Consider the following 21,203-nt stretch of genomic DNA (forward strand, 5'->3'; position numbering starts at 1 on the left):
CAACCTACTGCACTCGCAGCGCGATACCAGCCAACAGCGCTTGGACAAGTCCGGCAGCATAGCGCTGCGCACGCACGCAAGCGTCCTCATCGTGTGCGTGGTGAAACCGCGCGTACGCGATCGGTCCCAACTTCAAATGCCCCGTGCCTAGGTGATCGTCGCAGAATCTTCGGCGCAGCGCGTCCAGGCCCGCGTCAACGGCAGCGGGATGATCCCCCGAAAAAATGCGATTCACGAAAAGCTCCACGACCTGTTCAATCGGTCCCGCATACTGCAGTACGTGGACGATATCCGCCGCGTCCTTGTTTTCATGCCGGTCATCCAAAGCCAACGCCTTCAAGATGACAAAGGCGGGTACATCCGCATAGCGAACTCGTTCGGAAGACATGCCACCATTCTCTAAAAGCAGGCCACTGACAATCTGCTCTTCAAACCAGTCGTGCGTGATCCCCGCGAATTTCACTGTCAATGCTGACACCCGCTCTCCGTCGACGCTTACCGCCCTGCCCGGCTGTACGGTTCCCGCGTCGCGCAGAAATTCAATCATCACGTGGTGCGTATCGTCCACTTGGCGCGTCCATCGCCACGACGAGGCTACTCCCCGAGCATCGACATAGCGCGCGAAACCACGATGTAGCAATTGCTTGGAAAGCGATGCATAGCCTTCACCTTGCGCGATGATTTGCAGGTTGAGCACCACATCAACATCCGACGTACCGGCATGATGCGGGACTTCAGGAGGGGAAGCAGGTGTCAAATAGCGCGGAACCAAACCGCCCACAAGCCGCAACGATGTCTTCAGACTGCCAAATGCGCCATATAACGTCAGCAAGGTTCGTTCACATGCCACGGTCACGTCCGAACGATAGCCTTCGGCGACCCTCGGTTTGACTTCATCCGCCATTTACAGCTCCAGTTTTTCGCGCACCCTTTGCGCTAACTCCTTATTCCTACCATGGCCATTCTGTAGGTCAAGGTAAAGCATGAAAGGGCTGGATAAATGGGACTGGTCCTGCATGAAATCGTGACGAAACAGCATGCTTGCGCCATCTCGTTCCACCAAGGTGACGTTGGATCCTTGGTCTGCCGGCTCAAGCGCCAGCGCGTGGGCAAACGCTTCTGATTCGCCAGGTGCAATAACAATGTCGACGGTGTCGACGTGCGTCAACAACGGTGCATAAAGGTTGGCCGCCGCCGCACCGCTGAATGCCCAGGGGGTTGATATCTCTGACTGGCGCAGGCGATCAGCCAGTTGGCGCATGAGCTGATCTGGACGCTGGGCAAACGTATACCAGTGACTCGCTGGATTCTTGCGCAGCACCCACTGCTCTGCCCACGCATCCAATAGCAGCCCTGGTTCGACAAGCCGTCGCCGCAGTGTGCGACCCGCGCCGCTCGCTTGGCACCATTCCCGCTTTTCCAGCTCTTGCAGCACAACGGAGCAGGTATACGAAGAGGTTTGCGCATGCTCGGCCAATTCCGTCCCGGTAACCCAGGCGCCGCGAGACATCAACAAGGCGTGCACGACGTTTTCGCGCGCACCGCTAAAGAGAGGAATCGAACGCGCCTTGGCCGGCACGCGCTTCGCGCGTTCAATATTCACCAAGCAATGGCGCCACCGCAGGTAAAGGCAGCCGTCTGGTTCGAAGTAGCCAATGCCGCGTTCGCGTAGCAGGGCTTTCGCACCCGGGCTTAATGAATCGGCAACCACCATCGGAATCTGGTTTCGATTGGCAGCATCAGATGCCACGGATGACTCCAATTGCCACATGGCTTCCCGAACATCTCGCGGATAGGCGTGGCGAACCGTACGCACGACGACATCCACCTTGCTCTGGTTCGCTTGCAGCGTCACGACAGGCAGACGGCGCTTATCTTCGGCGGATACCGCCTTTGCGCTGACTCCAACCAATGCGAAGCCCGTGGCATCGACTAGAGCCGTCGCCAAGCGGGCCGCCATCTCGCGCTCTTTGGCGCTAAGAGCAAATCGATCTTGGGTATCAATCGCTAAGTTCATGGTTGGCCTGGATTGTCTCGGCGTAGAGGTCTGGCAACCGACCTGAAATAATTACCTTAGCTAAAACAGTTAGCTTAGCTGTGCAGCTAATCTTAGCTTAATAGCTAATCCAGATGCGTTGCAGTTTGAACCGGACTACTCCGGCCACCTCGGTGCAGCCGTCAAACGATCAGCCATGAACGCCAGGAACTCCCGCGCCAGCAGCGGCAGGGTTCTGCCTTGCAAGGTCAGTACCTGGATGCTTCGTTGCCGCATTTCCGGATTGCTGAACGGCACCGCCGCAAGCCCGCCTTCGCCGCCCAACTGCCCCATCAGCGTCAGGTAACCGGACAGGGCAACGATCTGGCTTCCCGGCAGCATGGGCAGGAAGGCGGCGGAATGGTTCGACACGTAGGCGGGTTCGATGTGCAGCCCGGCGTTGGCGCAGGCGGCGTCGAACAGTTGCCGCACCGTGGTGCCCTGGTCGCCCAGCGACAGCGGAAAGTTCACCAGTTCGCGCATGCTGACGCTGCGGCGGCTGGCCAGCGGGTGCTTGCGGCACATCACGGCGTAGACGGGTGCGCGGGTCAGCAGTTCTGTTTTCAGGCGGTCGTCCTGCGCCGTGGTGTAGCGCAGGGCCATCTGCGACAGGCCTTCCAGGATGTGGCGGCTGACCTCTTCCGGGCGTTCCACGTGCAGATGAAAGCGTGCCTCGGGCCGCATGCGCTTGAACTCGGCCATGCACAGCGGCAGGAAGTGATGCGCGAAACCTTCGGTGCACGCCAACCGTATGGTGACGTCGCCCACGTGGCTGCGTTGGCGGATTTCGGTGGTGATGCGCTCGGCCTCCAAGGCCGCCGCATTGGCGTAGGCGGCAAGCTGGCGTCCGGCCTCGCTTAGTTCCATGCCGCGCGCCTGGCGCTCGAACAGCGCAATGCCCAGTCCGTCTTCCAGTTTGGCGATCTGGCGGCTGACGGCGGAGGCGGCCACATGCTGCGCCGCCGCCGCGCCAGCAATCGAGCCGCTGCGGGCAACCTCAAGAAAATATCGCAGGCCTAACGAAATCATGCTGCCTTCCCCCTCATATTGACCCCAATCAAGCTGTTTTTCATGCCATGCCTAAAAGGCAATGCAAAGGTGCTAATTATCTAATTGTGGCATGTACTGATGCGTAATAACTTTGTGCCTTCTTTTGCAACCTTGCGTCTCGAGAGCCGCCGTGAACCGTGAACAAGCCGTCCTGCAAGCCGTTGAAGCCTTCGACAACGGCACCCTTGAATCCACGCTGGCGCGCCGCGTCGCCTACGCCACGGAAAGCGAGGTGCCGGACCAGGCGCCCACCCAACACGCCTACCTGAACCAGGACTTGATTCCGACCCTGACCGAGTTGGGCTTCACCTGTGAGGTGCATGCCAACCCCGCCGGGGTCGACCTGCCCATCCTGGTGGCGCGCCGCGTGGAACAGCCGGGGCTGCCGGCCGTGCTGATGTACGGGCATGGCGATGTGGTGCGCGGCAATGCCGCCAAATGGGAAGCCGGGCGCGACCCATGGCGCCTGCAAGTGGACGGCGACCGCTGGTATGGACGCGGCACCGCCGACAACAAGGGCCAACATTCCATCAACCTGGAAGCGCTACGGCAGGTGATCGCCGCGCGCGGCGGCAAGCTGGGCTTCAACGCCACCTGGCTGATCGAGACCGGCGAGGAAGCCGGGTCGCCCGGGTTGGCCGCGTTCTGCGATGCGCAGCGCGATGCCCTGGCCGCCGACGTCTTCATTGCCAGCGACGGGCCGCGCCTGCATGCGACGCGCCCCACCCTGTTCATGGGGTCACGCGGCGCGGTGAACTTTGAATTGTCCTTACGTGCCCGCGAACGCGGCTATCACTCGGGCAACTGGGGCGGTTTGCTGGCCAACCCGGCCATCGTGCTGATGCACGCCATCGGCTCGATGGTGGACGCACAAGGCCGCATCACCGTGCCGGGATTGCGCCCGCCCCCCATCCCCGCCGCCGTGGCTGAGGCCCTGGCCGACCTGGAGGTGGGCGGCGGCGAAGACGACCCCGAGATCAACCACTGGTGGGGCGAACCCGGACTGTCCGCGCCGGAAAAGGTGTTCGGCTGGAACAGCCTGGACGTGCTGACCTTTGGCGCGGGCGACCCGGCAAAACCGGTCAACGCCATTCCGCCCGAAGCCGTGGCGTGGTGCCAACTGCGTTTTGTGGTCGGCACCGACTGGCGCGCGCTAGAAACCCATGTGCGCGAACACCTGCGCCAAGGCGGCTTTGAAGACGTGCAAGTGCGCATCGGCATGCAGGGCGGCGCCACCCGTCTATCGCCCGACAACGCCTGGGTGCGCTGGGCCGCCGCGTCGCTGGAACGCACCACTGGCAAGCGCCCCGCGCTGCTGCCGAACCTGGGCGGTTCGCTGCCGAATGAAATTTTTGCCGACCTGCTGGGCCTGCCCACGCTGTGGGTGCCGCATTCCTACCCCGCCTGCGCGCAGCACGCGCCCAACGAACATCTGCTGGGCAGCGTGGCGCGCGAAGGGCTGGCCATCATGGCGGGCCTGTACTGGGATCTGGGCGACCAAGGCGCAAGCCTGCGCCAGACCCCGCGTGCAACAGCGGCCTGAACCTGATTCCGATTTTTTCCTGACTGACCGAGAGCGTTGCAATGACCGCTAGATTTTGTGCCGCCGTGATGGCGTTCAACCTTGCCGTCGCCGCCTATGCGGGCGAGGCCCACGCCGCCTATCCCGAGCAGACGATCAAGATCGTCGTGCCCTTTACGCCCGGCGGCGCCACCGATGCCGTGGCGCGACTCTTGGCCAACAAGCTGTCGGGCAGCCTGGGCCAGTCCGTCATCGTTGAGAACCGCCCCGGCGCATCCACGGTGATCGGCGCCGACGCAGTGGCGCGCGCGCAACCCGACGGCTACACCTTGCTGCTGTCGGGCAGCACCACGTACACGGTGCTGCCGGCGCTGAAGCCTTCACTGCCCTACGACCCGCTGCGTAGCTTTGAGCACATTGGCATCGTCGCCATCGCGCCGGTGGTGCTGCTGGCGCAGAACGGCCTGGCCGCCACCACGGTGCAGGAAGCCGCCACGCTGGCCAAGCAGCAAAGCAGCAAGGGCGGGCTGATGTACGGCACCTTTGGGCCGGGTTCCGCACCGCATCTGGCCGGAGAAATGTTCGCCGAGGCCGCCGGCGCGAAGATGATGCCCGTGCCATACAAGGGCAGCGCGCAGTTGATCACCGCGATGATCGGCGGCGAAGTGTCCTTGGGCGTGGACACCGTGTCGTCCGCCGCGCCGCAGGTGCGTGCGGGCAAAGTGCGCGCGCTGGCCGTTACCGGCGACCACCGCATGCCGCAGCTGCCGGACGTACCCACCTTCGCCGAAGCCGGCATACCCCAGGTGTCGTTCGTGGGCTGGTACGCCTTGGCCGCCCCCGCGCGCACGCCCGCGCCGGTTATCGATACGCTGAACCGCGCGGTGGAAAAGATCATGCAAGACCCGCAAGTGCGCAAGGCGGTGTCGGACCTGGCGCTGGAACCGGTGTACTTGCCGGGGCAGGCGCTCAAGGAGCGGATCGCGAAAGAGGTGAAAACGTTTGGAGACGTGGCCAAGCGGGCCGACATCAAGCTGGAATAAATCCAGACCAGAGCCAGCAAGAAAAGCCAGAAAAAACGCTTGGCCCCGGCACGTTTCAAACGTCCGGGGCCAAGCGCGCTTACGTCAGACCGCCCTACACCATCGGCGGCATCGTTTCCCGCTCAGGGTGCCGATGCATGGCCAGCGCCTGGATGAACGCCGCCGCGCTTTTTGCCGGCGCGCCGCCGCCCATCAACAGGCCACTGTCCGCCTCGTCGGGCGCAATGCCCGCCGAGCCGAACAACTGCCCTCCCCGGCCCAGACCCAGCAAGGTCTTGCCGTGCCGGAACGCATCGCGCAGGAATTCCAGCGCGCGGCCATCCGCCTGCAAGCGCGTCACCGCGCCTTCGCCGCCAGGCACCACCGCGCCGTCGAACAGGCCGGACGGATGATTGTCCAGCGATGCATCGGCGTCGAACATGCCGCCGCCTTCGGCCTGCACGGGGCCAATGCGTTGGCCCACCAGGCGCACCACCACACCCGCCTGGATCAGCGCGTCAGCCACCGCCGTCACCGCCGCGCCGTCCACGCCTTCCGCCACCAGGATGGCAACCTTGCGCGTGGCCACGCCGCCGTCGCCCGGCCTTGCGGTCAGCGACAGCGCGGGCGACACCTCGACTTCCGGCTTGGGCGGCTGCGCCGCCGCGCGCGGCATCGGTTCGGGCAAGGCCATGCCCAACAGGTCGGCAACACCTTGCGCCAATTCATCGGACACATTGCGCAGCGACGCCACCATGCGCTGGCGGATGGCGGGCACCGTCACCTTGCTCAGTTCAAACGAGAAGGCGTGAATGATGTGCTGCTTTTCCCAATCAGTCTGGCTGTTGTAGAACAGCGTGGCCTGGTTGTAGTGCTCGGCGAACTTCTCGGGGTGCCCGCGCAATTCATCGCCCGCGATCGGCTCGGGGAAAGGCACAAAGCCCTGCATGCCCGCCTGGAACGGACACCCGCCCGCCAGCGAGTTCGGTTCGTAGGCCACGCGGCCACGGTGGATGGCTTGGCGATGCATGCCGTCGCGCTGGTTGTTATGCACCGGCGCCACCGGCGCGTTGATGGGAATTTCGTGGAAATTGGGGCCGCCCAGGCGCGAGATCTGCGTGTCCACATACGAATGGATGCGGCCCGCCAACAGCGGGTCGTTCGTAAAATCCACGCCCGGCACCACGTGCGCCGTACAGAACGCCACCTGCTCGGTTTCCGCGAAGAAGTTGTCGGGATTGCGGTCCAGCACCATGCGGCCAATGGGCGTGATGGGCACCAATTCCTCGGGCACGATCTTGGTGGCGTCCAGCACGTCGAAGCTGTAGCGCTCGGCGTCTTCCTCGGTGAAGATCTGCACACCCAGTTCCCATTCCGGGCCGTGGCCCGCGTCAATGGCTTCCCAGAGATCGCGGCGGTGGAAGTCGGGGTCGGCCCCCGATACCTTGACGGCTTCGTCCCACACCTGGGAATGCGTGCCCAGAACCGGGTTCCAGTGGAACTTCACCAGGCGTGACTCCCCGCTGGCGTTGACGAACCGAAAGGTATGCACGCCAAAACCCTGCATCATCCGATAGCTGCGCGGAATGCCCCGGTCGGACATCACCCACATCAGCATGTGGGTGGACTCCGGCATCAAGGAAACAAAGTCCCAAAACGTGTCGTGGGCCGACGCCGCCTGCGGCATGCCGTGATGCGGCTCGGGTTTTACCGCGTGGACCAGGTCCGGGAACTTCATCGCGTCCTGGATGAAGAACACCGGCATGTTGTTGCCGACCAGGTCCCAGTTGCCTTCGTCGGTATAGAACTTGACCGCAAAGCCGCGCACGTCGCGCGCGGTGTCCTTGGAGCCCCGCTCGCCCGCCACGGTGGAAAAGCGCACGAACACCGGCGTGCGCTTGCCGGCTTCGGCAAACAGGGACGCCGCGGTCAGGTCGGTCAAGGGCTTGTAGCACTCGAAGTAACCGTGGGCGGCCGAGCCGCGCGCGTGCACGATGCGCTCGGGAATGCGTTCGTGATCGAAGTGCGTAATTTTTTCACGCAGGATGAAGTCTTTCAGCAGCGCCGGCCCGCGCAGGCCCGCCTTGAGCGAATGCTGGTTGTCGGCAACCGGCACGCCCTGGTTGGTCGTCAACGGCTGACCGCTGCCGTCCGAGCGCACCCGTGACAGGCGTCCGTGCACCTCGTTGACCCCAGGCGCGGCGGCGTCGCCGGTCTTGGCGGTGGACTCGGATTCCGACAAGGAACTGGCGCCCACCGAGGGGTCGGGCGGTGTCGTCTGCGCGCCGGTGTAAGGACAGCGCGCGGCCTGTTCCCCGTATTCGGCGGCTTTGTTGGCGTTGTGGGGCATGGACGCAGCCGTGGCGCCCACGGCGGCCGCGCGCTTTAGCGCGGGTTCGGTCGGCTTGCCCGAGGGACCGGCGGCCGGGCCGCTGTCGGTGTTCATGTATGCAGTGGGCAATGCGCCAGCGGCGCCCTTGGCTGCGGGTTTCTTGCTTGCCATTGAGTCTCTCCTAGTGTTTCAGCATTTCGCCGCGCGCCTGCTCGGCGCGCGAGGCGCCGATGGCGGTCTTCACTTGTTTGACTTCTTCAGGCGGGGGCAACACGGCAGGTAGTCCCAGCGACTCCACCCACAGCTCGCGCGACCATCCTTGTGTGTGATACAGGTGGTGGTCTTCGTCCTGCGCCACCGCGTCGTGGGCCTGTTTCAGAATCGCGGCTTCCTTGCCGGAATGCTGCTCGGCCAGCAGCCCGATCAGCGACCAGTTGGCGTGGTCCTTGGTCTCGGCCAGCACCACGCATTCCGTCGCCACCAACTGCGCGGCATCGGCATCGCCCGCATTGATGGCCATTTTCATGGCCTTGACCAGCGACTCGCCAAGGTGACGCACCACCTCGCGCCCCGGCGTCTGCTCGGCGGGGTCAAGTCCCAGTTGTTCAAATACGGTCAAAAGCACACGATGGTGCGTGCGCGTTTCTTCCAGGTATTCCTTCCATTCCTTCTTCAGGTCCTCGTTGAGGGCACAGGACACGGCGGTCTCGTACACGGTCAGGCCGCCGATTTCAGTCTCCAGCGCCTGGTAAAGCAATTCATTGATTTGTTTGGCGTTTGCCGTTTTGCGTTTCATCAGGGGCTCCTTGTCCATGGGGGTCAATTCGCCGGTTGCGCCCTGCGTGCACGAACCCGGCGGCATGACGCGCAGCTTCAGCAAGCGGCATGCCCAACCTCGTGCCCCCCACCCCAAGGGCTATGCGTAGGACGCAATGATGGCTTTGGATTCCACCAATTCGCTGACGATCCAGTCTTCCACCAGCTTGACTTGCCGGCGATGGCGCAAGGTTGGCCGGCGCACCAGGTAGTACGACACACCGGTGGGCACCGCACGGCGCAGCGGCACGACGACACGACCATCCTCAATGGCCTGGTGCGCCAGCACTACGTCCGCGATGGCCACGCCCAGGCCGGCCTCGGCGGCGCTCAACGCCATATCCAGTGCGTCGAAATCCAGGCCGCCGCGCGTCAGCAGTTCGATACCGGTCTTCTCGGACCAGGTGATCCAGTCCTGGTGGTCGGGCAAGGGGTGCAGCAGCGTGGACTCGCGCAAGCCGCGCTCGGGGTCGGCGGCATCGATGTGGCCGGGCGCGCACACCGGCACGATCCATTCGGCGTAGAGTTCGGTGGCGTCTTCGTGCGAGAAGTTGCCAAGCGCGTAGCGGATACCCAGGTCGGAATCCGTTTCATCGGCCGTCATGTCGTTGAGCCGTGTGCGCACCACGACCTTGATCATCGGGTATTGCTCGTGAAAACGCCGCAGCCGGGGAAACAGCCAACGCAGCGCAAAGGTGGGAATCACGCGCAGCGTCACAATGTCCTGATCGGTATGCGTGGGGTCGATGGCGTTGGCGATATGGTCGAACGCTTCCTTCACCGTCGTGGCAAGCTTGCGCCCGGCCTCGGTGATTTCCAACCCGCTGTGGGTGCGCAGAAACAGCGTCTGCCCCAACTGCTCTTCCAGGATGCGGACCTGCCGGCTGACCGCGCTTTCGCTCACGTTCAAAATCTGCGCGGCCTTCTTGACGCTGGTATGGGCCGCCACGACTTCAAAGCAACGTAGCGCGTTCAGCGAGGGCAGGCGTCGAAGCATCCCGGTCTCCAGGGCGTGTGGGGGTGGCTAGGCTCGGATCAAGGGGGACCGGCTGGCGCGCGCGCGGGTGATTTCAGTGGCTGCGCGGCTCGAGTATATTGCGCAGCCCTTCGCCGATGAAGTTCACGCTGGTCACGGTCAGCGCGATCGCCACGCCGGGCACGACGGCCAACCAGGGCGCCGATGTCAGGTAGATCTGCGCATTGTTCAGCATGTTGCCCAGGCTGGCCACGGGCGGCTGGATGCCGTAGCCCAGGTAACTGACATAGGATTCCAGCAAGATGGCGCGCGCCACGTTCAGCGTTGCGACGATGATGATGGGGCCCATGGCGTTGGGCAGCAGTTCAACAACCATGATGCGCAAGCCCGATGCCCCGGCCGTGCGTGCCGCCGCCACGTATTCCGCATTGCGCAGCGAGCGGTACTGCCCCTCGACCAGGCGCGCCACTTCCATCCAGCAGGTTGCCGAGATCAGGATGGTGGTTGAAACGATGCCCGGCTTGACCAGCATGGCCAGGGCCAGGATCAGGAAAATTGTTGGAAACGCCAGCATGGCGTCGACAAAGCGCATCAGCAAGGCACCCACGAAGCCACGCCGGTAGCCGGCGACCATACCCACGATAGTGCCGATCACCACCGATATCAGCATGGCCGCAAAGCCGATCGTCAGCGAGATCCGCCCGCCAGCCATCAGGCGGGCCAGCACGTCGCGGCCCAGCTCGTCCGTACCCAGCAGATGCCCGGCGCTTAGCGGCGGCGCAAAGCGGTTAAGCACGTCGATATAGCTGGCGTCCAGACGCAAGACCAGCGGCCCCGCGAAGCACAGCAGCACCATCAGGGCAATGGCGACGACGCCAGCGGTCGCCAATTTGTTGCGCGCCAGGCGACGCCAGCCGGCGCGCAGCGGGCCGGGCGGACAGTACGCGCCGCCGGCCGTGACCGGATCAGAGATTCCAGGGGCTTTCATCATGCTCAGTCCATCCGAATACGAGGATCGGCGATGGCGTACAGCACATCGGCCAGCAACGAGCCCAGCATCACCATGATGGCGGACAGCATCAGAACGCCCATGACCACGGGGTAGTCGCGGTATTCCAGCGAATCGAAGAACAAGCGGCCCATGCCGGGCCAACTGAACACCGTCTCGGTAATCAACGCGCCGCCCAGCAAGGTGGGGAACTGCAGGCCGACCAGGGTGATCATGGGCAGCAGCGCATTGCGCAAGGCATGCGACAGGATGATGGCGCGCCCGCCCGCCCCCTTGGCGCGGGCGGTGCGAATGTAATCCTGCTCCAGCGTCTCGATCATGGACGAACGCATGAAGCGCGCCCACACCGCCGTCTCGACCAGCGCCAGCACCATCACCGGCGCAATCATGTGATGCGCCAGGTCCAGGAACGAACCGTCGCCGAAGGTCTGCTGGTTACCGGCCGGCAGCCAACCCAGCTTGATCGAGAACAGGTAGATCGCCATCAGGCCGAACCAGAACGTCGGAATGGACAGCGCAATCATCGCGCCTACCGACGACAGCGCGTCCATCAAGGAATGCCGCCGCACCGCGCCCCAGATGCCGATCATGCCGCCCAACAACGCGGCGATCACGGTGGATACCGCCATCAGCGACAAGGTCGCGCCGATGTGCGAACCAATGGTGGCCAGCACCCCGATGCCGTCGCGGTAAGACGCCCCCCAATCGCCACGTACCATGCGCAGCAGCCAGTCGCCGTACTGGATAAGGAAGGGACGGTCCAGCCCCATGCTGCGGGTCAGGCGGTCGATATCCTCTTGCGCCATGTTCGACGATTGCGCCAACTGCGACAGCGGACCGCCCGGCGACAGGTAGAGGATGCCGAATCCAATCAGCGAAACCAACAGCAGCAGGACCAGGGATTGGCCGCCGCGCTTGAGCAGGTATTGGGTCATCTAAAGACTCCGCCCATCAGCTTGCCCAATACCAACTGCGCATGTTCCAGCAGTTGGACGAGCTGTTGATATTGTTTTCGTAGCCGACCAGCTTGTCCTTCACGGCTTCGATGATGACGGTCTGCGACACGGGCAGCATCACCAGGTCGGTCCTGACGATCTCCTGGATACGGTGATAGATGCGTTTGCGCTCGTCCCGATTGAATTCCCGAGTGCCCTGCATCAGCAACTGATCCATTTCCGGGTTCTGGTATTGATAGGTGTTCAGACCGCTGCCGCCCTTGGCGGGTATGGATGCGCTGGAGAAGCGCGCGGTCACGTCGGGGTCGCTGCCTTGCAGGAAGTTGGACGCCACCATGACCGACTGGTATTGCGACTTCTGCCAGAAATTACCCCAGATGACGGCCGCGGGCATGTTCTCGATGGTCATCTCCACCCCGATCTGCCGCCAGTCCTGCATCAGCAGTTGTTGCGACTGCTCGCGTGCCTGCGCGCCGGCCGTCGTGGAATTCGTGAACGCCAGGCGCTGGCCGTTCTTGACCCGGATGCCATCGCTGCCCGGCACCCAACCGGCCGCATCCAGCAAGGCGCGCGCGGCCTGCGGGTCGTGGCGGTGCGCTGGCAGCGCGTCGTTGTACGCCCAGTGGCCTTTAGGCACATAGGATTCCGTCGGCAGCGGCCGGCCCTGATAAATGGCCTTGATGCGGGCTTCCTTGTTCATGCCCAGATACAGGGCTTGGCGCACTGACTTGTCCGCGAACGGAGCAAAGCCCAGGTTCAGCGCCACGTGTTCAATGAACGGCGTGGGCACCGCCATGATGCGCGCACCCCGCAGCTTGGCCGCCTCTTGCTCGAAGCTGGGCTGGATGCCCGACAGCCCAAGGTAGTCGATCTGGCCGCTGCGGAATTGCGTATACAGCATCGTCTGGTCGGGGATGTACTTGAAGATGACGCGCAACAAGTAGGGGCCCTGGCCGTGATAGGCGGGATTGCGTTCCAACTGGATATGGTCGCCCGCGCGGCGCGCGCCCCAGCGGAAAGGACCCGTACCCACGGGCGCCTGGTTATACGGCGCGGTGTTGGGGTCGGCGGCCGTGGCAAGTATGTGTTCCGGCACCATGAAGGTCTGGGACAGCACCGACATGTACGGCGTGAAGCTGCTTTCCATGCGCCAATGGATTTCGTCATCGGCCACGACGGTGATGTCGCGCACCAGCGAATGGCCGACGCGATTGCGCGCCCGGAACGCAGGGTTGTTGATCAATTCCAGCGTGTACTTGACGTCGCGGGCAGTGAACGGCTTGCCGTCGTGCCAGGTGACGCCCGTCTTCAGCTTCACCTTCCAGACCAGGCCGTCGGCCGACAGACCGCCGTTGGCGACAGACGGCACTTCGCGCGCCAGGTCGGCCACGATGTTGCCTTGCGCGTCGATGAACCACAGCGTGCTGAACAACTGCCACCACACGCCCTGGTCCACTTCGCTGCCCGGCATCAGCGGATTGAATACCGTGGGTTCCTGCGAAATGCCGGCAATCACCTGTCCGCGCGGGGCGGACGGCGGCGTTGTCGTGGCTGGTGTCGCTTGTGCCCAGGCGGGCGCGGCCATCAAGGTGCCGGCCGTGGCCGACAGCTTCAGGAAATCCCGTTTGGAAATCTTGTGTTGGATCATGGCTTGCGTTTCCCCGTTGTGGTTTGCTTGTTTGAATTTGCCGAAATCAGGCGGATCGCAGCGTGGCGCGGTCGGGCGACAACGCCTCGGGCGTCAGGCCACGGGCTTGCAACGCGTCGGGCAAGGCATTGCGCTGCGCCAGCGCCGCCACGGCCTGCCCCATCGCTGGCGAGGTCAGCACGCCGCAACCGCCCAGCGCCGCATACCAGATGAAATCAGGGCTGTCGGCGCGCGCGCCGCAGACCGGGTTGCGGTCGCGCACATAGCTGCGCACGCCCGCCCAGACGCTGAGGGGTCGCGGCACGCGCAAGCTCGTTTCCATCTCAATGTTGTAGATGCCCTGCGCCACGTCCAGCTCTTCGGGATAGACCTCGCCCGGGGCCACCGGTTGCGCGTCGGCGGGCGAGCCCATGAAGCAACCATGTTCCGGCTTGACGTACCACTGGTAGTCCGCGTTGCACACATGCGGCCAGTGCCCGCCTTCCGAACCCGGCAGCAGCGGAAAGGTAAAGGCCGTGCGCTTGTACGGCGTAATGCCGATGGGCGCCACGCCCGCCATCTGGGCAATCGTGTCAGCCCAACCGCCGGACGCATTGACGATCACGTTGGCGGTGTAGTCCTCTTCCTGGGTGCGGATGCGCCACTTGCCGGCGTGCCGTTCTATCCCCTGCACCGGCGTATTGGTCGCCAGCACGGCCCCGTTGCGCTTGGCGCCTTTCAGGTAAGCCTGCAGTAGCGTGTTCACGTCGATGTCCTGCGCGTCTGTTTCATGGACGCCCAGGTCGAACTTGTCGGCCAGCAACGCGGGGAACAGGGCCATCGCTTGTTCGCGGTCCACCCATTCGGCGTTGCCGCCCGCTTGCCCGATACGGGCGTGCAAGGTGTCCAGCACGGCCTTTTGAGCATGGCGGCCCAAGGTCAGACTGCCGCGCTGCTCGATCAGGGGAAGGTCGGCAAAGCCCGAGGGCGGTTCATAAAAGAACGCGCGGCTGGCAGCGGCCATGGCGCGCATCTGGTCGGCCGAAATGCCAACGGTGAACTGGCCGGCGGTACGCCCCGAACTATGAAAACCGAAATGCGGCTCTTGTTCGATCAGCGCCACCTTTCCCGACCGAGAAAGAAAGTAGGCGGCTGCCGCGCCTGAAATCCCGCCGCCCACAATGACAAAATCCACCTGCATCCTGCGTTCCCCTTTCATCTGGAATGCCGCGAGGCCTGCTGCGCGGCGCCGGGCTGTTCCCGGAATGACCCGATTGAATCCCAACGCCTTCGGCAGTGTCGAGTCGAATAAATGGAATCGAAACCGCAATAATCTGCACCGGGTCCGGGGTCGCCCAAGCGCGGGGGCACGCGCTACGGGAAAACCATGACCAGGCAAGTGCCCTGTCCGGCGTCGTGGCGAAGCGGCCATCCGCCGTCGTTCTATTAATTGCATCCCGCCCGCGATTTTTTGACATCGACGCGGCAACGCCTTTCGCGCGATCCTGCTCGCCAATGAAGCACTCCTGGATGAAACCCAATATGAACGACAACACCCGCCACGGCAGCAGCCGCAAAGCCATCTACTCCGGCAGCGAGTATGAACGCACTTACAGCTATGCGCGCGCCGTCGCGTTGAACGGCCACATCCGCCTGTCCGGCACAACCGGCTACGACTATGTCGCCGACGTGCTGGCCGACGGCGCCCAGGCGCAGACCGAGCAGATCCTGCGTAATGCGCAGCATGCCTTCCAGCAGGCGGGCGCGTCGCTGCGCGATGTGGTTCGGGTGCGTATCTATATCGCCCGACCCGAAGACTACGACGCCGTCATGGACGTGTACGCGGCGGCGTTTCGGGGCATAGATCCCGCGTGCACCACCGTGCAGGCCGGCTTGTTCGATCCCGCCATCCGGGTCGAGATCGACATGGACGCCATCGTCGATGCCGCCGCTTAACCTGTTGCACCATGCGCCGGCCGACGCGGTGTCGCGTCTGCTGGACAGGGCCGAGCCCCTGCCCGCCACGGCCGACGTGGTCATCATCGGCGGCGGCATCATGGGCTGCAGCGCCGCCTGGTATCTGGCTCGCGCCAATCTGAAAGTGGTGCTGCTGGAAAAGAACCGCATCGCCTCGCAGCAGTCGGGACGAAATTGGGGCTTTGTGCGGTCGCTGTACCGAGACCCGGCCGAGCTGCCCCTGGCGGCGCAGGCGCTGTCGCTTTGGCCCGGCTTGCGGGCAGAGCTGGGCCATGAGACAGGTTGGATGCGCAGCGGCTGCCTGTTCCTATGCGCCGACGAGTCCGAGCGCCGGTCCTACCAGGCTTGGCTTGCCGAGGCCGGAGGCCGGGTCAGTGACACGCGCATGCTGAGTCCCGACGAGATCGCGGCGCGGTTTCCGATGGTGTCCCGGCGTACCGAAGGCGGCATCATCGCCGAATCGGATGGCCAGGCCGAACCCACCCTGGCGACCCTGGCTTTTGCCCGCGCGGCCATCGGCGCCGGCGCCGTGGTGCTGGAAGATTGCGGCGTCAGCGCCCTGGACGTCGCGGGCGGCAGCGTGTGCGGCGTGCAGACCGAACACGGCAGCGTGCGCGCCCCCATCGTCATCTGCGCGGCCGGCGCGCAGACCTTTCGCCTGTTGCAGGCGCTGGATGTGAAACTGCCGCAGAAGGTCGTACGCAGCACCGTATCGCTGACAGCGCCGCTGCCCGCCATGGGCCTGCCTTGCTTCGTGGGCTACGGGCTGGGCTTGCGTCAGCGGCCCGATGGGTCCTGCATCATCGCCACAGATGCCGGCACCGATATCGACCTGACGCTGGACTCTTTGCGCGCCTCGCATTATTTCCTGCGTGAAGTGGTGCGCAACCACAAGGGCTTTTCGTTCCGGCTGGGCAAGCCCTTCGTCAATGACCTGTACACCCGGCTGTCGGTGCCGAAATCGGATTGGGCGATCAAGCCCCGCGATCCGGACATCGCCCCCAACACGCATCGCGTGCGCGACAACCGCAAGCGGTTCGCGGAATTGTTCGCGCGGATGCCCCCCGTTGAAATCGTCAAGTCCTGGGCTGGCAACATCGACGTCATGCCGGACGCGCTGCCGGTGATCGATGCCGCCTGGCCGGCTCGCGGCCTGATCATCGCCACGGGGTTTTCCGGACACGGATTCGGCCTGGGTCCCGCGGTCGGCAGCACGCTTGCCGCCTTGGCCCGAGGCGCCGAACCCAAGACCGACCTGGCGCCGTTCTCGGCCGACCGTTTCCTGCGTGGAGCGTATTCACGCCCCTACGCGGCCATCTAATTCCTGGAGCAATGATGTCCGAACCCGCCCTGCCCCTTCCCAGCCATGCAGAACTGCAGCGCATGGCCGCCGGCCTGCGCTTGCCCGACCGCGCCTTTATCGACGGCGACTGGTCGGCGTCCGATAACGGAGCGCTGATCGAAACCAGCAACCCCGCCACCGACGCCGTGCTCGGCACGTTGGCCCATTGCGGCCAAAAAGACGTGGACCGCGCGGTGGCGGCGGCGCGCTCGGCGTTCCGCGGCGGCGCCTGGTCGCGCTGCGCACCGGAGCAACGCAAGGAAGCCCTGCTGAAGCTGGCGGCGTTGATCCGCCGTGATGGCGTCAAGCTGGCCGTCATGGAAAGCCTGGAAAGCGGCAAGCCCATTCGGGACTGCCTGCGCGAGATCACGCAGGAAGTGCCGGCGATCTTTCAGTGGTACGGCGAGCTGGTGGACAAGAGCTACGGCCACGTGGCCCCGACCGGGCAGGAAGACTGCGCGATGGTCGTGCGCGAACCCATCGGCGTGGTGGCGGCGGTGCTGCCCTGGAACTTTCCCCTGCTGATGGCCACGTGGAAACTGGCTCCCGCGCTGGCCAGCGGCTGCTCGGTCATCGTCAAGCCAGCCGAAGAAACGTCGCTGACCACCCTGGCCCTGGCAGCGCTGGCGATCGAGGCTGGCATTCCGCCGGGCGTCTTGAACGTGTTGACGGGGCCGGGCGAAACCACGGGACGCTTGATCGGACAGCACCCTGACATCGATGCCGTATCGTTCACCGGGTCCACCGACGTGGGGCGGCTGTTCCTGCAATACGCAGGGTCCAGCAACCTGAAAACGGTGGGGCTGGAGATGGGCGGGAAAAGCCCCTTCATCGTCCTCGATGACGCGGACCTGACCGACGATCTGATCGACAATGCCGTGATGGCCGCGTTCTGGAATGGTGGTCAGAATTGCTCGGCCAACATGCGCCAACTGGTGGCGCGGTCGCGGCAGGACGCCTACGTGGAGAAGATCATCGCGCGAACCAAGCAGATCGTGATCGGAGACCCGCTGAATCCGGCAACCGACATGGGCCCGCTGATTTCGGCGGGCCAGCGCAACCGCGTGCAGTCCTATGTGGCCAAGGGCCTGGAGGAAGGCGCGCGCCGCGTGCTGGAAGCCGGTGGCGCGCCGGGCGGTCGCGGGCACTACCTGGGTCCCACCGTCTTCGCGGACCTGCGTCCGGACATGGTTATCGCCCGCGAAGAGATCTTCGGCCCGGTCCTGGGGGTCCTGCCCGTGGACAGCATGGACCAGGCGCTGCGGATTGCCAACGGCACCGATTACGGCCTGCATGCCACCGTCTACACCCGTGACCTGGACCGCGCCATGTACTTCGCGCGCCGCCTGGAGTGCGGCACGGTCGCGGTCAACGGCTTTACCGAGGGTGACATCAAGACCCCCTTCGGCGGCTACCGGCGCTCGGGGTCGCTGGCGCGCGACAAAGGGCTGGAGGCCATGGCGCAATACCAGCAGGTCAAGACGATCTGGTTGCGTCTGTCCGCAATGGGGCTGAGCGCGTGAACGCGCCGGTGCTACGCGTCGCCGGCCTGCACACCCGCTTCCGGGTGCCGGGCGGCTGGAAGACCGTCGTCGACGGCCTGGACTTCGAGGTGGCCCCGCGTGAAACGGTGGCCGTGGTGGGCGAATCCGGCTCGGGCAAAAGCGTGACGGCCATGTCGATCATGCGCTTGCTCAATCCGCGCGACACGCAGGTGTCGGGCAGCGTCCTGCTGGGCGGCCGCGACCTGCTGGCGCTGCCCGAACCCCAGATGCGCAAGATTCGCGGCGCCGATATCGCAATGATCTTCCAAGAGCCGATGACCAGCCTGAACCCGGTGCGCACCATCGGGTTCCAGGTGGCTGAATCGCTGATGCTGCATCGGGGCCTGGACTGGCCGACGGCGCAGGCCGAGGCGCTGCGCCTGCTTGAGAAGGTACGCATCCCGGCCGCGGCGACTCGTTTGAAAGACTATCCGTTCCACCTGTCGGGCGGCATGCGCCAGCGGGTCATGATCGCCATGGCGCTGGCCTGCCGGCCCCGGCTGCTGATCGCCGACGAGCCGACCACCGCGCTGGACGTCACGATCCAGGCACAGATTCTGGCCCTGATCCGCGAACTACAGCAGGACGACGGCATGTCGGTGCTGTTCATCACGCATGACATGGGTGTGGTGGCGGAAGTGGCGGACCGGATGGTCGTGATGTGCGGCGGGCAGCAGATCGAATGTGGCGACACCGCTCGTATTTTCGAGGCGCCCGCCGAGCCCTATACGCGGGCCCTGTTGGCGGCCGTGCCGCGCCTGGGCGCCATGAAAGACGTGGCGCGTCCGCTGCCGTTTCCCGCCATCGACCGTCAAACCGGAATCAAGACGCCAGCCCGGGAAACGGCGAACACCGTGCGCGCCGATGCCCCGCCTGTGCTTGAGGTTCAGGCGCTGACGATGCGGTACCGCATGGGTTCGGGGTTGCTGTCGCGCGACCGCGGCATGGTACATGCCGTCGAGAACGTGTCGTTCAGCGTACAGCCAGGCGAAACCCTGGCGCTGGTGGGCGAATCGGGTTGCGGCAAGTCCACCATTGGCCGCAGCATCATGAACCTGCTGACGCCAACCTCGGGCACGGTGCGAGTCAATGGCCAGGACATCCACGCAGCCAGGGGCCGCGACCGCGACGCCATGGCGCGCCATGTGCAGATGGTGTTTCAAGACCCATTCTCCAGCCTGAATCCGCGCAAGACCGTTGCGGCGGCGGTGGCCAGCCCCCTGATAGTGAATAAGGTCTGCAAGGGCGACGCACTGCGCGCCCGCGTGGCCGAACTGCTGGCCTGCGTGGGCCTGGACAGCGCGGCCGGCGACCGCTACCCGCAGGAATTCTCGGGGGGACAGCGCCAGCGCATCTGTATCGCCCGCAGCCTAGCGCTCGGGCCGTCGTTGCTGGTGGCCGACGAGGCAGTATCCGCGCTGGACGTATCGATCAAGGCGCAGATCATCAACCTGATGCTGACGCTGCAACGCGACCTGGGGCTGGCTTATCTTTTCATCTCGCACGACATGGCCGTGGTGGAGCGCGTAAGCCATCGCGTCGCGGTGATGTACATGGGCGAGATCGTCGAGATCGGCTCCCGCGCCGCCGTGCTGTACGACCCCCGCCATCCCTATACGCGACGCTTGCTGGACGCCGTGCCCGTGGCGGACCCGGGCGCGCGCCTGGCCATGCCGCGCCATCTTATCCAGGACGAGATCCGGCACACGCTGCGCCCGCCGGGCTATACGCCACCCAGGCGGCGCTACCAGGAAGTCGCGCCCGGCCACTTTGTGATGCAGGACGACTAAGGCCCGCATGGCGCGCGCCTTCCGTCCACCACCCATGAATTCAAATCTGGAACCTGCCATGCCCATGACGCCCGCCCTGAAGACGCATCTGATGCGGTTCTACGACGGCACGCTACTTCCTGACGAACTTGCGCGGGCGCTGTCCAGCGACCCCGGCTGGTTTGCGTCCGACACCGTGGCGCGCGGCGAGCGCGTGCGTGATCTGCCACTGCGGCCCGGCGGCATGCCCGCCTTGCGCATCCAGGATCAAGGGCGTGTGTTCGACCTGTACGACTATCTGGCCACCAACGGCGTGGCCGGCCTGTTGGTGATGAAGGACGGGCAAGTCGCGTTCGAGACCTATCAGCGTGGCATCGCGCCTGAAACGCGCTGGAACTCGTGTTCGCTGGCCAAGTCGGTGGCGGCGACGCTTGTGGGCGTGGCGCTCAAGGAAGGGCTGATCCACTCGCTGGACGATCCGGTGACACGGTACGCGGACTTGGGCGGGGTCTATCGCCAGGTTACGCTGCGCCAGATGTTGCGCATGTGCTCGGGCGTGCAATGGAACGAAGACTACGGCGACGCGGCATCCGAGCGCCGTCAGTTGCTGGACATCCAGACCCGCTGGCAAGCAGGCGGCATCCGCGACTTCATGAAAGGCCTGCCCGCGCGCCAACCGGCGGGCCAGGCCTGGGCCTACAACACGGGGGAATCGTATCTGCTGAGCGCGGTGATGGAAGGCGCAACGGGCCAGCGGCTGGTCGACTACCTGGAGTCGCGGCTGTGGTCGCGAATCGGCATGGAATCCGACGCGACCTGGTGGGCGGAATGCCCCGGCGGCATGACGATCTCGGGCAGCGGCATGAATGCCACCCTGCGCGACTACGCACGGTTCGGGCAATTCGTCCTGGAAGACGGGCAACTGGATGGCGAACGCCTGCTGCCCGAGGACTGGGTGGCGCAGGCAGGAACCCCGTACCGTATTGGCGACACTGAAATTCCCTACGGCTACATGTGGTGGGTGCCAGAGTTGAAGGACCCCGCCCTGGCCGGCGCCTTCCAGGCAGAAGGCATCTATGGGCAGTTCATCCACATCAACCCGGCGCACAAGCTCGTGGCCGTGGTGCTGAGCGCGCGCGGCAAGCCCAGCTATAAAAAGCGCGTCGAGATCAACGACGATGCTTTCTTCGCGGCGCTGGCCCGGGCGTTCTAAGCGCTTTGGGCCA

At 64.7% G+C, this 21,203-nt stretch carries 17 protein-coding genes; 7 read left to right on the plus strand and 10 right to left on the minus strand.

Translation table 11 applies throughout. The annotated features are described in order from the left end of the window. Positions 1-4 precede the first annotated feature (4 nt). The 3 genes from WBR68_RS11370 to WBR68_RS11380 form a co-directional block, all read right to left on the minus strand. Complete coding sequence (locus WBR68_RS11370; protein WP_230694264.1) at positions 5-904, minus strand: hypothetical protein; 900 nt, start codon at positions 902-904, stop codon at positions 5-7. Next, complete coding sequence (locus tag WBR68_RS11375) at positions 905-2,017, minus strand: type IV toxin-antitoxin system AbiEi family antitoxin (protein ID WP_230694265.1); 1,113 nt, start codon at positions 2,015-2,017, stop codon at positions 905-907. Positions 2,018-2,152: 135 nt separating this feature from the next. Beyond that, positions 2,153-3,064, minus strand: a complete 912-nt coding sequence (locus WBR68_RS11380) for a LysR family transcriptional regulator (RefSeq protein ID WP_050444966.1) — start codon at positions 3,062-3,064, stop codon at positions 2,153-2,155. Positions 3,065-3,215: 151 nt separating this feature from the next. On the opposite strand from WBR68_RS11380, the gene WBR68_RS11385 reads away from it, so the two are divergent. Beyond that, positions 3,216-4,628, plus strand: a complete 1,413-nt coding sequence (locus tag WBR68_RS11385; protein ID WP_127184455.1) for a M20 family metallopeptidase — start codon at positions 3,216-3,218, stop codon at positions 4,626-4,628. 41 nt (positions 4,629-4,669) lie between these two features. Next, complete coding sequence (locus tag WBR68_RS11390) at positions 4,670-5,650, plus strand: Bug family tripartite tricarboxylate transporter substrate binding protein (RefSeq protein ID WP_230694266.1); 981 nt, start codon at positions 4,670-4,672, stop codon at positions 5,648-5,650. Between the two features lie 94 nt (positions 5,651-5,744). On the opposite strand, the gene WBR68_RS11395 is transcribed toward WBR68_RS11390, so the two are convergent. From WBR68_RS11395 to WBR68_RS11425, 7 genes are all read right to left on the minus strand, one after another. Next, positions 5,745-8,132, minus strand: a complete 2,388-nt coding sequence (locus WBR68_RS11395; RefSeq protein WP_230694268.1) for a catalase — start codon at positions 8,130-8,132, stop codon at positions 5,745-5,747. A gap of 10 nt (positions 8,133-8,142) precedes the next feature. After that, positions 8,143-8,757: a hypothetical protein gene (locus WBR68_RS11400; protein WP_127184452.1), complete on the minus strand. Its 615-nt coding sequence runs from the start codon at positions 8,755-8,757 to the stop codon at positions 8,143-8,145. A 120-nt stretch (positions 8,758-8,877) separates the two neighbouring features. Continuing rightward, a complete protein-coding gene (locus WBR68_RS11405) occupies positions 8,878-9,774 on the minus strand; it encodes a LysR substrate-binding domain-containing protein (protein WP_050444970.1) in 897 nt (298 codons plus the stop codon). Positions 9,775-9,847: 73 nt separating this feature from the next. Continuing rightward, complete coding sequence (locus tag WBR68_RS11410) at positions 9,848-10,744, minus strand: ABC transporter permease (RefSeq protein WP_230694269.1); 897 nt, start codon at positions 10,742-10,744, stop codon at positions 9,848-9,850. Between the two features lie 2 nt (positions 10,745-10,746). Next, complete coding sequence (locus tag WBR68_RS11415; protein WP_050444971.1) at positions 10,747-11,697, minus strand: ABC transporter permease; 951 nt, start codon at positions 11,695-11,697, stop codon at positions 10,747-10,749. Positions 11,698-11,713: 16 nt separating this feature from the next. Beyond that, positions 11,714-13,366, minus strand: a complete 1,653-nt coding sequence (locus WBR68_RS11420; RefSeq protein ID WP_230694271.1) for a peptide ABC transporter substrate-binding protein — start codon at positions 13,364-13,366, stop codon at positions 11,714-11,716. Between the two features lie 46 nt (positions 13,367-13,412). Further along, the gene (locus tag WBR68_RS11425; protein ID WP_127184449.1) at positions 13,413-14,546 is read right to left on the minus strand and encodes an NAD(P)/FAD-dependent oxidoreductase; all 1,134 of its coding nucleotides are present in this window, start codon (positions 14,544-14,546) and stop codon (positions 13,413-13,415) included. A gap of 341 nt (positions 14,547-14,887) precedes the next feature. Here WBR68_RS11425 and WBR68_RS11430 point away from each other — a divergent pair, with 341 nt between their 5' ends. Genes WBR68_RS11430 through WBR68_RS11450 form a run of 5 tightly spaced genes read left to right on the plus strand, consistent with a single transcriptional unit; the run spans position 14,888 to position 21,190 of the window. After that, a complete protein-coding gene (locus WBR68_RS11430) occupies positions 14,888-15,301 on the plus strand; it encodes a Rid family hydrolase (RefSeq protein ID WP_230694273.1) in 414 nt (137 codons plus the stop codon). Beyond that, the gene (locus tag WBR68_RS11435) at positions 15,288-16,643 is read left to right on the plus strand and encodes an NAD(P)/FAD-dependent oxidoreductase (protein WP_127184447.1); all 1,356 of its coding nucleotides are present in this window, start codon (positions 15,288-15,290) and stop codon (positions 16,641-16,643) included. Before WBR68_RS11430 ends, WBR68_RS11435 begins: the two co-directional genes overlap by 14 nt. A 14-nt stretch (positions 16,644-16,657) precedes the next feature. Beyond that, a complete protein-coding gene (locus WBR68_RS11440; protein ID WP_230694274.1) occupies positions 16,658-18,187 on the plus strand; it encodes an aldehyde dehydrogenase family protein in 1,530 nt (509 codons plus the stop codon). Beyond that, positions 18,184-19,998 (plus strand): ABC transporter ATP-binding protein, encoded by a 1,815-nt coding sequence (locus WBR68_RS11445; protein WP_230694276.1) that lies wholly within the window; start codon positions 18,184-18,186, stop codon positions 19,996-19,998. Before WBR68_RS11440 ends, WBR68_RS11445 begins: the two co-directional genes overlap by 4 nt. Before the next feature lie 58 nt (positions 19,999-20,056). Next, positions 20,057-21,190: a serine hydrolase domain-containing protein gene (locus WBR68_RS11450; protein WP_230694278.1), complete on the plus strand. Its 1,134-nt coding sequence runs from the start codon at positions 20,057-20,059 to the stop codon at positions 21,188-21,190. Positions 21,191-21,203 lie beyond the last annotated feature (13 nt).

This window comes from Achromobacter sp. JD-1 (assembly GCF_038594925.1).
GTDB classification, from domain to species: domain Bacteria; phylum Pseudomonadota; class Gammaproteobacteria; order Burkholderiales; family Burkholderiaceae_B; genus Achromobacter; species Achromobacter spanius_C.

Coding starts and splice junctions, on each gene's coding strand:
- WBR68_RS11370 (WP_230694264.1), bottom strand. CDS start 904: ATGGCGGATGAAGTCAAACCGAGGGTCGCCGAAGGCTATCGTTCGGAC.
- WBR68_RS11375 (WP_230694265.1), bottom strand. CDS start 2,017: ATGAACTTAGCGATTGATACCCAAGATCGATTTGCTCTTAGCGCCAAA.
- WBR68_RS11380 (WP_050444966.1), bottom strand. CDS start 3,064: ATGATTTCGTTAGGCCTGCGATATTTTCTTGAGGTTGCCCGCAGCGGC.
- WBR68_RS11390 (WP_230694266.1), top strand. CDS start 4,670: ATGACCGCTAGATTTTGTGCCGCCGTGATGGCGTTCAACCTTGCCGTC.
- WBR68_RS11395 (WP_230694268.1), bottom strand. CDS start 8,132: ATGGCAAGCAAGAAACCCGCAGCCAAGGGCGCCGCTGGCGCATTGCCC.
- WBR68_RS11400 (WP_127184452.1), bottom strand. CDS start 8,757: ATGAAACGCAAAACGGCAAACGCCAAACAAATCAATGAATTGCTTTAC.
- WBR68_RS11405 (WP_050444970.1), bottom strand. CDS start 9,774: ATGCTTCGACGCCTGCCCTCGCTGAACGCGCTACGTTGCTTTGAAGTC.
- WBR68_RS11410 (WP_230694269.1), bottom strand. CDS start 10,744: ATGATGAAAGCCCCTGGAATCTCTGATCCGGTCACGGCCGGCGGCGCG.
- WBR68_RS11415 (WP_050444971.1), bottom strand. CDS start 11,697: ATGACCCAATACCTGCTCAAGCGCGGCGGCCAATCCCTGGTCCTGCTG.
- WBR68_RS11420 (WP_230694271.1), bottom strand. CDS start 13,366: ATGATCCAACACAAGATTTCCAAACGGGATTTCCTGAAGCTGTCGGCC.
- WBR68_RS11425 (WP_127184449.1), bottom strand. CDS start 14,546: ATGCAGGTGGATTTTGTCATTGTGGGCGGCGGGATTTCAGGCGCGGCA.
- WBR68_RS11430 (WP_230694273.1), top strand. CDS start 14,888: ATGAACGACAACACCCGCCACGGCAGCAGCCGCAAAGCCATCTACTCC.
- WBR68_RS11435 (WP_127184447.1), top strand. CDS start 15,288: ATGCCGCCGCTTAACCTGTTGCACCATGCGCCGGCCGACGCGGTGTCG.
- WBR68_RS11440 (WP_230694274.1), top strand. CDS start 16,658: ATGTCCGAACCCGCCCTGCCCCTTCCCAGCCATGCAGAACTGCAGCGC.
- WBR68_RS11450 (WP_230694278.1), top strand. CDS start 20,057: ATGCCCATGACGCCCGCCCTGAAGACGCATCTGATGCGGTTCTACGAC.